The following is a 14,913-nucleotide window of genomic DNA, read 5'->3' on the forward strand; positions in this document are numbered from 1 at the left end:
TGCAACACCTGGCCCGGCCGTCTTTCCGGGATATGCGGGGGTCAGGGCTGGACGAAGACGGCGACCGTGCGTGCCGGGACCGTCAGCGTGCCCGTGGCGGGGTCGAACGTCGACTGCTTCACGACGGCGTCGTCGCCGGCCGTCTGGACGGGGTGGAGCGTCACCTGGGTGCCCTTCAGCGCGGCGACGGTCTGCGGCCGTGTCTCGGGGGTCGCGTTGAAGACGACGGTGATCGACTTCCAGCGCGGGTCGATCCCCGAGGCGTCCAGGTGCATGGTCACGACACCCGGGGTCTCCGAGGTGCCGCTGGTCGGGAAGGTCAGGCGCCTCTGCACCTCGGCCAGGCTGCCGAGACCGAAGGCCGGGGAGGACGAGCGGATCTTCAACAGCTCGCCGTAGCGGGCGCGGGCCGCGCCGATCGCCGCGCAGTCCGGCTTCAGCGCCGGGTCGGCGAGCAGCGGCTTGGCGTACTGCCACTTGTCCTCGTTGTCGGCCTTCGGGGGGAGCCCGGCGCCGAAGCCGTTGCCCGCCGAGCAGTCCCAGAGCAGCCGGTTGAACCAGTCGCCGGAGTCGTAGGAGTTGCGGTCCAGCGACTTGGAGCGGAGCCGCTCGCTGCCGGCGTGCACGAACGAGGTGCCCTGCCCGAGCACGGCCGTGGCCAGCGAGAGCGACTGCATGCGCACCCGGTCGGCCATGGTGGTGGCCTGCGGCAGCTTGTAGGCCAGCGCGTCGAACAGCGTCTCGTTGTCGTGGGCGTCGACATAGGTGACGACCTCGCCCGGCGAGGCGGTGTATCCGGCGGGGGAGCCGTTGTAGTCGACCTGCGAGCCCTTGACCTGTCTGCCGTTCGAGGCGGTGAAGGTGTAGTCGCGGAGGTTGCCGGCCAGCCCGACCTTGATCAGGTCCTGGTAGCCGAGCAGCCGGGCCCGCTGCTGCGCCTCGTCGCCGTTGGCGGGCGACCCGTTGGGCGCCCCGGCCAGTCCCGAGCCGAAGCCCTGGACCCGCGGGTCGGGGTCGAACGGGCTGCCGCCGCGGACCGCGTCACGGAGCCGGTCGCTGAAGGTGCCGATCCCGGTGCCTGCCATGTTGGCCTGGGTGGCCTGCTCGAAGCGGGCGTTGTCGGCGACCTCGCCGAAGTTCCAGCCCTCCCCGTACAGGATGATCGACTTCCCGTCCACGCCGTCGCGGGCCACGGTCAGCCTGTCCAGGGCGGCGCGGACCGCGAGCATGTTCGCCTTGGGGTGGTGGCCCATCAGGTCGAACCTGAAGCCGTCCACCTTGTACTCGCGGGCCCAGGTGACGATGGAGTCGACGACGAGTTTGCCCATCATGGCGTGCTCGGGCGCGGTGTTGGCGCAGCAGGTGGAGGTGGCCACGGTGCCGTCGTCGAGCAGCCGATGGTAGTAGCCGGGCACGATCCGGTCGAGCACCGAGGTGGAGTCCTGGCCGGCGGCGTGGGTGTGGTTGTAGACCACGTCCATCACCACCCGCAGCCCCGCCCCGTTCAGCCCGCCGACCATGCTCCGGAACTCCTTGATCCGCGAGGACCCCTCGGGGTCGGCGGCGTAGGAGCCCTCGGGCACCGTGTAGTGCAGCGGGTCGTAGCCCCAGTTGAAGGAGTCTCCTGCCGCGGTGCGCGCGACGCAGGCCTGCTGCTCCTCGGAGTCGGGGGGCATCGAGGCCAGGTCGCAGTCGGGCTCGGTCCGCTCCGCCCTGCGCTCGGGGACCGTCGCGACGTCGAAGACGGGTAGCAGGTGCACGTGGGTCAGGCCGTCCTTGGCCAGCCCGCGCAGCTCCTTCATCCCCGCCGAGTCGCCGGTGAAGGCCGAGTAGGTGCCGCGGCTGGAGGTGGGGACCGTCGTGTCGGAGGCGGAGAAGTCGCGCACGTGCAGCTCGTAGATCGACGCCTTCTCCTGCGGCACCGCCTTGGGTTTGGCAAGTGACGACCAGCCGTCGGGCCGCAGGGAACGGTCGGACAGGTCGACGAGCTGGCTGCGGCCCGAGCCGGCGGCCAGCGACAGGCTGTAGGGGTCGGTCACCTCGTTGGTGACGATCTTGCCCTCGGCGGGCGCGTAGACCGTGACCAGGAAGGTGTAGTAGCGGTTCTTCCAGCCCTGCTGCCCGCGGACCGACCAGATGCCGGTGCCGTCGTCGCGCCGCATGGCGTGGACGGTGCGGGCCCCGCCGGAGGGGTCGCGGTAGAGCGCCAACTCGACCTTGCGCGCCGTCGGCGCCCAGACCGACAGGCCGGGCGTGCCACCGCTCCATGAGGGGCCGAGGCCGGCGGTCGCCGCCTTGGCGTGCAGGTCGTCGAGTACGCCGGGCAACTGCACGCCGGTGGCGGCCAGCAGCGCGCCCGAGGCGTCGCGCTCGACGGCCACGACCTGGCCGCGCAGTGCCTTCCCGACGAGGTCGGCGTCACGCGGGTCGATGGTGAACGCGGCGTGCCCGGCCAGGTGCGGCCACTTCGCCTGCTGCGCCTCGGTGAGCGCTCCGGGAAGGAGGCGGATGATCCGGATGTCGCCGGTCAGGTCGCCCTTGGCATAGGTGATGTCGCCCTTCTCGGAGAAGGCCAGGGAGTGCCGGAGCGAGGACGACGGCTCGACCTTCCACACCACGGTGCCGCGGTCGATCCAGTGCGCCGAGGACTTCGACAGGTCGGCGTCCGCGCCGCGTGCCGCCGGCTGTGGCAGCAGGTAGCCCTCGGTGGCCGCGATCCGCCAGGCTTCGTGGCCGGTCGCCGTGAGGTCCAGCGCCTGGTTGTCGGGAAGGTCTTTCTCGTCACCCTTGTGGAAGATGTAGCTCACGTTCTTGGCCCCCTCGGTCAGGGGGACGCGGAAGTAGACGCCGAAGGCGTCTTCGCCCGTGGGCTGGAGCGGGGTGGCCCACTCGGTGGGCTGGGCCACGTCACCCCACAGGTGCAGTCCCCAGCCTTCATATTTCCCGTCGGGACGGTGGTAGTGCAGGATCGCCACGTTCTCGGCCGAGGCCCGGGTCGGGTGGATCTTCGCCACGCCCGAGACGACGACGGCCTCCGGCTGGAGTGCCGGGGTGAACGACTGGTCGGGGCCGGGGTCCTTGGTGTCGCCCTTGTGGATGATGAAGTTCACCGGCGTCGAGGCGTTCTTCAGCGGGACCTTCCAGAACGCGCCGTAGGAGTCGGTGCCGTCCGGCGGGCGCGGGGTGGCCCACTCGGTGGGCACCCCGTCGGCGAGCCCGTCGCCCCACAGGTGCAGTCCCCAGCCGTCGTAGTTCTTGTCCGGCCGGCTGTAGCGGATCGTCGTGTAGCCCTGGGCGGCCGCGCGGGACAGGTGCGTCTCCGCGTTCCCCTCCGCGAGCCAGACCTCGCCGTTCCTGGCGGGGTTGACGACCCGGTCGCCGCCGTCCTTCTCGTCACCCTTGTGGGCGATGATTCCGACATTGGACGCGCCGGGCTTGAGCTTGATCCAGGCGAAACGGCCATAGGCGTCCTCGCCGGTGAGCTTGAGCGGCTCGGCCCATTCCGTGGGGTTCTCGACGTCGCCCCAGACGTGCAGGCCCCAGCCGTCGTAGTTCTCGCGCTGGTAGTGCACGACCAGCCAGTCGCGCTTGACCGCGCCCGGCTCCTCGGGGGCGGGCTCGGCGCCGACGGTCGCCGCCGCGCTCGCCGAGGCGAAGCGGCCCGCGGAGTCCTTCACCACCGCCTTGTAGGAGATCTTCGTGCCCGCCGCGATGCCGCGCAGGTCGTGGAAGACCCGGAAGGTACGGCCCGCGGGGGAGGCGTTCGGCGCGTCGTCGGTGCCGATCACCCGCCAGGCGTCCCCGCCGACCTTGGCGGCGAAGGTGACCTGGTCGAAGCCACCTCCCGGTACGGTCGCGGTGACCGGGATCCGGCCGTCCTCGGCGGTGCCCCTGATCTCGGCTCCCGGCAGGGCGATGGAGACGGCCGGGGCCGCGGACGGGGCGGTGAGCTTCGCGGACGCCTTGTAGACCACCGCCGACAGGGCGGGGACGGTGAGCGCGAGCTTGGTGTCCGAGCCGGTGGTGAGCGCGGCGGTGCCCTCCCCGTACACCCTGGTGAAGGCGGCGCCCGCGGAGAAGGTGGGCACGCTCGCGTTCGCCGGCTGCTCGGCGTTGTTGACCGCCACGACGTACTCGACCTGCCGCGCGGCGTCGATCCTGGAGAAGGCGTAGACGCCGCCTGAGGCGAGCCGCTCGATCTGGGCGCCGTCGGCCAGGGCCGGGTGGGCGTCGCGCAGCGCGGCCAGGGCGGAGATGCCCCGGTACAGCGGGTGGGAGGGGACGAAGTTGTCGCGCGCGTGGGTCGCGTCGGTACCGATCAGGTCGTCGCTCAGGTAGCTCTCGGTCTTCGAGGCGAACATGGACGCGCGGGCGTCCTGGTCGCCGCCCTTGCCGGTGAAGCCCTGCTCGTCTCCGTAGTAGACGACCGGCTGGCCCCGGGTGAGGTACATCAGCTCGTGGGCGAGCAGGTCCCTGCGGAGCAGCTCGGAGTCGGGCGCGCCGGGGTTGTCCTGGGAGATGAAACGGCCGATGCGGCCCATGTCGTGGTTGCCGAGGAAGGTCGGCAGCGACGCGGCGTTGCTGTCGGCGTCGGTGTGGTAGTCGTCGCCGGCGTACAGCTGGGCCAGCCGCGCCGCGCCCGCGGTGCCGCCGCTGAAGGAGCGGGCGGCCTCCTGGAAGGGGAAGTCCAGGGTGGCGTTCATCTGGCCCCGGGTGGAGTAGCGGCTGGTGAAGGCGGGCTCGCTGGAGTAGACCTCGCCGAACATGAAGAACCGCTTGTTGCCGTGCTGGGCCGCGTAGCCGCGCAGCGCCGGGGAGAACTTCTCCCAGAACTCCATGTTCACGTGCTTGGCGGTGTCGATGCGGAAGCCGTCGAGGCCGGTCTCGCGCACCCACGTCTGGTAGATGTCCGTCATGCCCTTGACGACCTCGGGACGCTCGGTCCACAGGTCGTCGAGGCCGAAGAAGTCGCCGTACTGGTCGTTCTCACCGCTGAAGGTGGAGTCGCCCCGGTTGTGGTACATCGTCGGGTCGTTCAGCCAGGAGGGGGTCTTGGCCTTCTCGGGAGCGACCGGGGTGTACGGGAACGAGCCGGTGTCCACCTTGGGGAAGGTGTTCTTGCCCGCGTAGGCCCGGTCGTCGAACGGCACGCCGTCGGTGTCGACGTAGGGATAGGCGCCCTTGGACCGGTAGGAGTAGGTCTTCTCCGCGTAGTCGATCACATCGGCCGTGTGGTTGGTGATGATGTCGAAGAAGACCTTCATCCCGCGCCGGTGCGCCTCGCGCACCAGCTCCTTCATCTGGGCGTTGGTGCCCAGGTGCGGGTCGATCCTGGTGAAGTCGGTGATCCAGTAGCCGTGGTAGCCGGCCGAGACGTTCGCGCCGGTGCCCTGCACGGGGCGGTTGACGAACGCCGGAGTGATCCAGATCGCGGTGCTGCCCAGGTTCTTGATGTAGTCGAGCTTGCCGAGCAGCCCCTTGAGGTCGCCGCCCTGGTAGAAGCCCTTGTGGGTCGGGTCGAAGCCGGTGGTGAGCCGGTCGCCGGACAGGCCGCCCCGGTCGTTGCCGGTGTCGCCGTTGGCGAACCTGTCGGTCATCGCGAAGTAGAAGCGCTCGCGGCTCAGGTCGGCGCGGAGCGCGTCGCGGGCCAGGTCACTGTCCGAGGGCTCGGCGGTGCGGCTCAGCGCGGAGACCACGGGCTCGGCGGGGCGTTCCGAAACGGGGGCCGAGACGGAGGCCGAGACGGAGGCCGAGACGGAGGCCGGGGCGGACACCGCGGACCCGGAGGTACCGGTGGCGGAGGCGGCGGCGGGGAGAGGGGTGGCGGCGAGGGGGGTGACGATCAGGGCTGCCGCGAGCGCGGCGCCCCTCAGGAAGGTGGTTCTCGCGCGCCGTGGGGGGAGTGGCCAGACCACGGGGCCTCCACGGTAGTTGTTTCGAGGGTGTTGCCCGGAAGTTACTCACTGGGATTGCTCTATGCAATCCCTTGCGGCAATTTTCTGAATTCGGGAAAACCTGGAGGAGGCCGTAGCGGGTCAATGAAGGAGCAAAAGTGTATAAATAGTACTTTTTGCCATCCGGGGGATGGCGCCGCCTCCGTCGCGCTCTCCGGCCCGAGGTCTCTTGCCTCCCGGTTTTGGAGTACTTTGTAACGACTTTGCAGACTCTTGCAGAAAGTTCTTCCAATGGGGTTCACGTCGGCGTAACGTCCGGCGTACTCCAGACCCGGCCGGGCGGCTTCCCCCGCCCCTGGCCGGTCCCCTTGAACCTGAGGAGAAACACATGCGGCGAGCCTTCTCGGCTGCGACGATCGTCGCGGCCCTCGCCCTGGCGGTCTCCGCCTGCGGTGGCGGTGACGCCGGCACGGCGGCCCCCGCCCAGTCCGCGGCGACGGACCCGTCGAAGATCAGCGGCGAGATCACCTGGTGGGACACCGTCCGGCCGGACAGCGAGGGTCCGACGTTCCAGGCGCTCATCAACGAGTTCCAGGCGAAATATCCGAACATCAAGGTCAAGTACGTCAACGTCCCCTCGGACCAGGCGCAGAACCAGTTCCAGACCGCGGCGCAGGCGGGTACGGGGGCCCCGGACGTCATCCGCTCGGAGGTCGCCTGGACCTCCCAGTTCGCCTCCCTGGGCTACCTGCAGCCGCTGGACGGCAGCCGCGCCGTGGAGAACGAGTCCGACTTCCTGGCCGGTCCGCTGAGCAGCACCAAGTTCAACGGCAAGACGTACGCCGTCCCGCAGGTCACCGACACCCTCGCGCTCATCTACAACAAGCGGCTCCTGGCGGAGGCCGGCCACGAGAAGGCTCCCGCCACTGTCGAGGAGCTCAAGCAGGCCGCGCTCGACGTCAAGGAGAAGACCGGGGCCAACGGCCTCGCGCTCAACGTCGACTCCTACTTCCTGCTGCCCTTCATGTACGGCGAGGGCGGTGACCTCCTCGACGTGCAGAACAAGAAGATCACCGTCAACTCCCCGGCGAACGTGAAGGCGATGGCCTCGGTGGCCGATCTGGTCGCCTCCGGAGCCGCGCCCAAGCCCGCGATCCAGGACAGCTACGCCAACGCGATGACCGCCCTCAAGGACGGCAAGGCCGCGATGATCTACAACGGCCCGTGGGCGCTGTCGGAGATCTACCAGGGCAAGGAGTTCAAGGACAAGGAGAACCTGGGCATCGCCCCCGTCCCGGCGGGCTCGGTCAAGGCCGGCGCCCCCACCGGCGGCTGGAACCTGGCGATCTACGCCGGTTCCAAGAACATCGACGCCTCCTACGAGTTCGTCCGCTTCATGAGCACCCCGGAGGCCCAGGCAAAGGTCGCCAAGGAGATCAGCCTCCTGCCGACCCGCGTCTCCGCCTACGACAACCCCGACGTTCAGGCCAACAAGGACGTCGCCGTCTTCAAGCCCATCATGGAGACCGCGACCGCACGGCCGTGGATCCCCGAGGGCGGTCAGCTCTTCCAGCCGCTCCTTGAGGGCTACCAGTCGCTGGTCGGCGGCAAGACGACCCCCGAGGACATGCTCAAGAAGGTGGACGACCAGTACCGAGGCATCTTCAAGGACTGGAGCTGATCCGTGGCGCTCTCGACTGGACGTGTGAACAGCACGGCCAGGGACCGGGCCGCGGGCGCCGACGGCGCCCGCGGCCAGGGCCGCCACCAGGGCACCGGCCCGTTCCGGCGAGCGGTGGGCAGGCACTGGTACGCCTGGGCCATGGTCGCCCCGGTGATCCTGGTCACCGGCCTGCTGATCGGCTGGCCGCTGGCCCGAGGCGTCTACCTGTCCCTGACCGACGCGACCGAGGCCAACATCGGCCGCACGATCGGCGTCAACGTCATCCCCTCGACCTACGAGTTCGTCGGGCTTGACAACTACATCGCGATCCTGACCAGCGGCCTGTTCTGGGAGAAGCTGATCTGGACCGTCGTGTGGACCGTCGCCTGCGTCTCGCTCCACTACGGCCTGGGTCTGGGCCTGGCGCTGCTGCTCAACCGCAGGCTCAAATTCCGCTCGGCCTACCGGCTGCTGCTCATCCTGCCGTGGGCGATCCCCGGATTCGTCTCCGCGTTCATCTGGCGCTACCTCTACAACAGCGACTTCGGCGTGATCAACGCGATGCTCAAGGCCGCCGGCCTCGGCGCGGTCGGCTGGCTCGACGACCCGACCACGGCGAAGATCGCGGTCATCGCGGTCAACGTCTGGATGGGCGTGCCGTTCATGATGGTCGCCGTGCTGGGCGGGCTCCAGTCGATCCCCGGTGAGCTCTACGAGGCGGCGGAGGTGGACGGTGCCACCCCCTGGCAGCGCTTCCGCTTCATCACCGTCCCCGGCCTGCGCACCGTGTCGAGCACCGTCGTCCTGCTGGGCACGATCTGGACCTTCAACATGTTCCCGGTGATCTACCTGATCAGCGGGGGAGGGCCGGGCAGCTCCACCGAGATCCTGGTCACCTACGCCTTCCGCGAGGCGTTCACCGGGGTCCGCAACTACTCCAACTCCGCGGCCTGGGGAGTCATCGTCCTGCTGCTCCTCGTCGTGCTGGCCGTGGTCTACCGGCGCTCGCTGCGCAAGCAAGGGGAGGTCTGGTGAGCACCGTCACCACCACCGCCGGGCGCGCCCGGAGGCGCGGGGAACGCGGTGTGGGGAAGTCGATCCTGCTGCACGGAACCCTGCTCGCCGCGGTCGCCGTCTCGCTGTTCCCGATCGTCTGGCTGTTCCTGACCTCGCTCAAGCCGCGCGACGGCTGGCTCTCCAGCGAACTGGAGATCTTCAACCAGCCCTCGCTGGACAACTACGTCCGGGTGCTGACCGAGACGCAGTTCCCGACCTGGCTGCTCAACTCGGTGATCGTCGCCGGGCTGACCACGGTCATCGGCGTCTTCCTGGCCTCCACGACCGGGTACGCGATCAGCCGCTTCCGCTTCCCCGGCCACCGCGGGGTGATGTGGACGCTGCTGGTCACCCAGATGTTCCCGGTGGCGATCCTGATCGTCCCCCTCTACAACCTGATGGCGGGCCTCGGGCTGCTCAACCAGATCGCCGGGCTGGTCATCGCCTACATGACCGTGGCGGTGCCGTTCTGCGCGTGGATGATGAAGAGCTACTTCGACTCCATCCCGCGCGAGATCGACCAGGCCGGAATGGTCGACGGCCTGACCCCGTTCGGCACGTTCTGGCGGGTCATCCTGCCGCTGGCCAGGCCCAGCCTGGCGGTCACCGCCTTCTACTCCTTCATGACCGCCTGGGGCGAGGTGGCCTACGCCACCGTGTTCATGTCGCAGGAGGAGAAGCGCACGCTCGGCATCGGCCTCCAGCAGTTCGTCGGCCAGCACTGGTCCGACTGGGGCCTGCTCACCGCCTCGGCGGTGCTGATCGCGGTGCCCGCGGCGATCGTCTTCCTGCTCGTCCAGCGGCACCTGGTCGCCGGACTTACCGCCGGTGCCACGAAGTCGTAACACCACCGTGCTATCACGTCCTGACATGTCACCTGATCGGGGGATTTAACATGACCGAGCTTGTCTACGCGGACCGTGCTGCCGGGACCGCCACCCGATGGTGGCGCGACGCGGTGATCTACCAGGTCTACGTGCGCAGCTTCGCCGACGGCAACGGCGACGGTGTGGGTGACCTGCTCGGCGCGCGCGGCAGGCTGCCGTACCTGGCGGACCTCGGGGTCGACGCGATCTGGTTCACCCCGTTCTTCACCTCGCCGATGGCCGACTTCGGCTACGACGTGGCCGACTACCGGGACGTGGACCCGATCTTCGGCTCGCTGGACGACGCCAGGGCGCTGATCGACGACGCGCACGGCCACGGCCTGCGGGTCATCGTGGACGTGGTGCCCAACCACACCTCCGACCAGCACGTCTGGTTCGCGGAGGCGGTGGCGGCGGGTCCGGGAGCCCCCGCGCGCGAGCGTTACATCTTCCGCCAGGGCCGGGGCGCGGCCGGAGAGCTGCCGCCCAACGACTGGGAGTCGGTCTTCGGTGGCTCCGCGTGGACCCGGCTGCCGGACGGCGAGTGGTACCTCCACCTGTTCGCACCCGAGCAGCCCGACCTGAACTGGGAGAACCCCGAGGTTCACGCGGAGTTCGAGTCGATCCTGCGGTTCTGGCTCGACCTGGGGGTCGACGGCTTCCGCATCGACGTCGCCCACGGCATGGTCAAGGCCGAGGGGCTGCCCGACATCGGGCACAGCGACCAGATCCGGATGATCGGCACCGACGTGGTGCCGTTCTTCGACCAGGACGGCGTGCACGAGATCCACCGCGCCTGGCGCAGGCTGCTCGACTCCTACCCCGGAGAGCGGATCGGCGTCGCCGAGGCGTGGGCGCCGTCCCCGCAGCGGCTGGCCAACTACGTCCGTCCCGATGAGCTGCACCAGGCGTTCAACTTCCACTTCCTCAACACCCCCTGGGAGGCGGAGGGGTTCCGCGCGGTCATCGAGGAGTCGCTGGCGACCGCCGGGCTGGTCGGCGCGCCCAGCACCTGGGTGCTTTCCAACCATGACGTCAAGCGCCACCTCACCCGGTACGGCGGCGGCGAGGTCGGTCTGCGCCGCTCCCGCGCCGCGGCCCTGCTGACGCTCTCCCTGCCCGGCTCGGCCTACGTCTACCAGGGCGAGGAGCTCGGCCTGCCCGAGGTTCTCGACCTTCCCGAGGAGTTCCTGCGCGACCCGCAGCGGCTCCGCAACCCCGACGACGGCCGTGACGGCTGCCGGGTGCCGCTCCCCTGGTCCGACGGCGAGCCGCACTTCGGCTTCAGCCGGCCGGGCGTCAACAGGACCTGGCTCCCCATACCGTCCTCCTGGGGCCCGCTCAGCGTCGAGTCCCAGCTGGAGGAGCCGCTCTCCACGCTGAACCTGTACCGCGACGCGCTCCGGATCAGGCGCGAGCGGAGGGCCTTCGGTGAGACCCCGCTGGCCTGGCTCGACTCCCCGGAGGGAACGCTGGCCTTCACCCGCGACGCCGGCTTCACCTGCACCGTCAACCTCACCGGCGACCCCGTGGAACTGCCCGCCCCCGGGCGGGTCCTGCTGGCCAGCGCCGAGCCGGTCGTCCAAGGCGGCGTCGCGCGGCTCGCGTCCGACTCCGCCGTCTGGTGGCAACGCGATGACGCCTCCTAGTGCCGTCGGCCCGCTCGGCAACGGCACCGCCCGGCTGACCGACATCGCCGCGCAGGCCGGGGTCAGCGAGGCCACGGTCAGCCGGGTGCTCAACGGCAAGCCGGGGGTCTCCGTCGTCACCCGGCGCTCGGTGCTGGCCGCGCTGGACGTCATGGGGTACGAGCGCCCGCAGCGGTTGCGCCAGCGCAGCAACGGGCTGATCGGCCTGGTCACCCCGGAACTGGACAACCCGATCTTCCCGGCGTTCGCCCAGGCGTTCGAGAAGACGCTGACCCAGTACGGCTACACCCCGGTGCTCTGCACCCAGCTGCCCGGCGGCGCGGTCGAGGACGAGTTCACCGAACTGCTCGTGGAGCGCGGGGTCAGCGGCATCATCTTCGTCTCCGGACTGCACGCCGACGTCACCGCGCGCTCGGACCGCTACACCCAGCTGATCGGGCAGGGCGTGCCCATCGTCCTGCTCAACGGGCACGCCGCCGACGTCCCCGCCCCCTTCATCTCACCCGACGACCGGGCCGCGGCGCGGCTGGCCGTTCAGCACCTGGTCGACCTGGGACACGAGCGGATCGGCCTGGCCGTCGGTCCCAGCCGGTTCGTGCCGGTGATCAGGAAGATCGAGGGGTACCGGCGGGCGATGGCGCAGTTGCTGGGGGCGACGGAGGTCGATGAGCTGATCTCGCATTCGCTGTTCTCGGTGGAGGGCGGGCAGGCGGCGGCGGCGCAGCTGCTGATGCGCGGCTGTACGGGGATCGTGTGCGCGTCGGATCTGATGGCGCTGGGGGCGATCCGGGCCTGCCGTGACCGGGGGCTCTCGGTGCCGGGGGAGGTGTCGGTGGTGGGGTTCGACGACTCGCCGCTGATCGCGTTCACCGACCCGCCGCTGACCACCGTGCGCCAGCCGGTCCAGTCGATGGTGACCGCCGCCGTCCACACCCTGCTGGAGGCCATCGCCGGCACACTGGGACAGCACTCCGAACTGATCTTCCAGCCCGAGTTCATCGTCAGGGGATCGACGGGATCCGGCCCCAAGGTGCTCCGGTGACGACTTTTCTCCCCTGACCCCCTCCCGTCGCCCGAATCCATTCCCGCCCTTCTCCTCAAGGGGACCGGCATCACCGCCGGTCCCTCTCCCCGGCATGTGCACCATCCGGGCCGCCCACGGTCCGGCATCTCACTCTCGTTCGATCCACCGATCTCGCGCGCCCGCCCAGGAGGCCGGCATGAGTGTGCACGACCCGGCTCCGCCCACCGTTCCCCGGCTGCTCGCAGCACGGGCGGAGACCGATCCCGACCGCCCCGCCCTCGTCGCCGGTGAGTCCGCCGACGGATCGGGCGACCTGACCTTCGGCCAGTGGGAACGGCGTTCCAACGCCGCCGCCCGCGGCCTGTTCGCGCGCGGGCTCCGTCCCGGAGACCGCGTCGGCCTGCTGTTCGGCGGGGACGAGTGGCCCGCCTTCGCCGTCGCCTTCTGCGCCGTGCTCAAGGCCGGCGGCGTGGCGGTGCCGCTCTCCGCCCGCCTCGGCGACCATGAGATACGCGACACCCTGCGGCGTTGCGCCGCCACGGGCGTGCTGCACGGGCGGCAGGCCCCCGCGCCCGCCGAGGAGGACCCCGGGCGGTGGTGGTCACCGGTGCCGGACAGCGGTGACGGCTCGCCGATCGGCGGCGTCGAGGTACGGCCGGGCGACCTCGCCCAGATCATCTACACCTCCGGCACGACCGGCACCCCCAAGGGCGTCGGCGCCACCCACGCCAACCTGACCCACGGCCGCCCGCTACGTCCTCGCCGCCGGGCCTACGCCCACTCCGAGCGCTTCCTGCACGCCTTCCCCATCGGGACGAACGCCGCGCAGATGATGCTGATGGACGCCCTCACCGCCCACCCGGCCGCGCTCACCCTCCCCGGATTCGAGCCCGAGGAGTTCTGCCGCCTCATCGAGGCCCACCGCGTGGGCACCGTCTTCCTCGTCCCGTCCATGGCCATCGAACTGCTCGGCTCCGGTGCCCATCGCAGACACGACCTGTCCGGGGTACTGCTGCTCAGTTCCTCGGCCGCCGCGCTGCCCCCGTCCGTCGCCCAGGACCTGGCCGTCGCCTTCCCGGGGGCGACGCTGGTCAACTACTACACCTCGACCGAGGCGGTCCCCGCCCAGACCACCATGATCGTCGATCCCGCCAGGCCCACCTCCCTGGGCCGCGCCACCGACCCCGGTGACCTGCGCATCCTCGGTGAGGACGGGGAGCGGCTGGCTCCGGGCGAGACCGGCGAGGTCTGGCTGCGCTCCCCGGCGCCGCCGCGCTCCTACGTGGGCGACCCCGAGGGCAGCGCGCTGGTCTTCCGCGACGGCTGGGTTCGGATGGGCGACGTCGGCCACCTCGACGCCGACGGCTACCTCTACCTGTCCGACAGGGAGACGGACGTCATCAAGTCGGGGGCCCTGAAGGTCTCGACCGTGCGGATCGAGGCGGTACTGCACGAGCACCCGGCGGTGGCGGAGGCCGCCGTCGTCGGCGTTCCCCACCCCGTGATGGGCGCGATGCCCGCCGCCGCCGTACGGCTGGCGTACCCGGTGCCGATGGACGAGATCCGCGACTTCCTGTCCGGGCGGCTGGCCCGCCACGAGCTGCCGACCAGGATCGTGCCGGTCGAGGAGTTCCCCCGCAACGACCTCGGGAAGATCCTGAAGTCCGGGGTCCGCGAGCTGTTCGCCGCGCGGGGCCGCCGGGTCCCGCTGACCGCGGGGCAGGCCGGACCGCTGACCCGCGGGGAGACAATCCGGGTGGCGATGCGGGTGCGCGACACCGTCGACCCGGGGATCCTGCGCAGGGCGCTCCGCGAGGTCGCCGCCGCCCACGAGGCGCTGAGGCTCACCTTCCCCGTGCTGGACGGTGTCCGCGTCGCCGAGATCGTGCCGGAGGCGGAGCCCGAACTCGTCCGCGTTCCGGTGGAGGCCGCCGTCGAGTACGAGCTGTCCCGGGGCTTCGACCTCGAACGGGGGCCGCTGCTCAGGACGATCCTGACCGACCCCGCCTCCGGCGGGTCCCTGCTGGTGCTCTGCGCCTCCGCGCCGGCCTGTGACGACTGGTCACTCGAGACGGTCCTGTACGAGCTCGGCACCGCCTACGCCGCCGCTCTCGCGGGGCGTACGGCACCGGCCCCGCCGGCCACCGCGAGCTACTCCGGCTGGGCCGCCACCCGCCCCCCGGCCCCAGGTGTCTCCCGGTCCCCGTCACCGCTCCCGCGCTTCCCGGCCGGTGTCGCCGCGGCATACGGCTTCAGCCTGCCGCCCGAGACGGCCGGGCGGCTGCGGCAGGTGGCGCGGGCCCGCCGGGTGGCACCCGCCGAGGTGGCCCTGGCCTGCTGGGCGGCCGCGCTGTCGCGGGCCGGGGGCCTGCCTGAGCCGACGGTGCTCGTGCGCGAGCCGGGGCGCTCGGAACCCGCCCACGCCACCCTGGTCGGCCCGCTCGCGCTGGACGTGCCCGTCCGGATCGCGATCCCCGGCGATCTCGTCGATCCCGCCGCGCTGATCGGCCTCGCCGAAGCGGTGCCGGAAGCGGCGGGGCATGCCGGCCGGTTCCGTTTCGAGGGCTTCCGTCCTGAGCCGTACCTGCCCGGCCTGAAGTCCGAACCGTACCCGCTGCCCGCGGCTCCGCCCGGCGACGGCGGGCCGTCCCTCACCCTCACCGAACAGCCGGACGGATCCATGTCCGGCGTCTGCGCGGGCCCCGCCGCCGATGACCTCGGCCGGGGGTTCCAGCGTCTGTGCGACCTCCTCGCTCCCTGA

General features: G+C 70.7%; 7 protein-coding genes. 6 read left to right on the forward strand and 1 reads right to left on the reverse strand.

Translation table 11 applies throughout. From position 1 onward, the window contains the following. Positions 1-41 precede the first annotated feature (41 nt). Positions 42-5,915, reverse strand: a complete 5,874-nt coding sequence (pulA, locus tag ACWD3H_RS29970) for a pullulanase-type alpha-1,6-glucosidase (RefSeq protein ID WP_451957378.1) — start codon at positions 5,913-5,915, stop codon at positions 42-44. 367 nt (positions 5,916-6,282) lie between these two features. Here pulA and ACWD3H_RS29975 point away from each other — a divergent pair, with 367 nt between their 5' ends. From ACWD3H_RS29975 to ACWD3H_RS30000, 6 genes are all read left to right on the forward strand, one after another. Beyond that, a complete protein-coding gene (locus tag ACWD3H_RS29975) occupies positions 6,283-7,575 on the forward strand; it encodes an extracellular solute-binding protein (protein ID WP_355559783.1) in 1,293 nt (430 codons plus the stop codon). A 24-nt stretch (positions 7,576-7,599) separates the two neighbouring features. Further along, positions 7,600-8,592, forward strand: coding sequence for a carbohydrate ABC transporter permease (locus tag ACWD3H_RS29980; RefSeq protein ID WP_451957379.1), 993 nt, complete (start codon positions 7,600-7,602; stop codon positions 8,590-8,592). After that, positions 8,589-9,458: a sugar ABC transporter permease gene (locus ACWD3H_RS29985; protein ID WP_451957380.1), complete on the forward strand. Its 870-nt coding sequence runs from the start codon at positions 8,589-8,591 to the stop codon at positions 9,456-9,458. The genes ACWD3H_RS29980 and ACWD3H_RS29985 overlap by 4 nt, the downstream gene beginning before the upstream one ends. Positions 9,459-9,508: 50 nt before the next feature. Continuing rightward, the gene (locus ACWD3H_RS29990) at positions 9,509-11,128 is read left to right on the forward strand and encodes a glycoside hydrolase family 13 protein (protein ID WP_451957381.1); all 1,620 of its coding nucleotides are present in this window, start codon (positions 9,509-9,511) and stop codon (positions 11,126-11,128) included. Beyond that, complete coding sequence (locus ACWD3H_RS29995; RefSeq protein WP_451957382.1) at positions 11,115-12,170, forward strand: LacI family DNA-binding transcriptional regulator; 1,056 nt, start codon at positions 11,115-11,117, stop codon at positions 12,168-12,170. Before ACWD3H_RS29990 ends, ACWD3H_RS29995 begins: the two co-directional genes overlap by 14 nt. A 178-nt stretch (positions 12,171-12,348) precedes the next feature. Next, on the forward strand, positions 12,349-14,913 hold the full coding sequence (locus ACWD3H_RS30000; RefSeq protein ID WP_451957383.1) for an AMP-binding protein: 2,565 nt from the start codon (positions 12,349-12,351) through the stop codon (positions 14,911-14,913).

The sequence above is a fragment of the Streptosporangium sp. NPDC002607 genome (assembly GCF_053592655.1).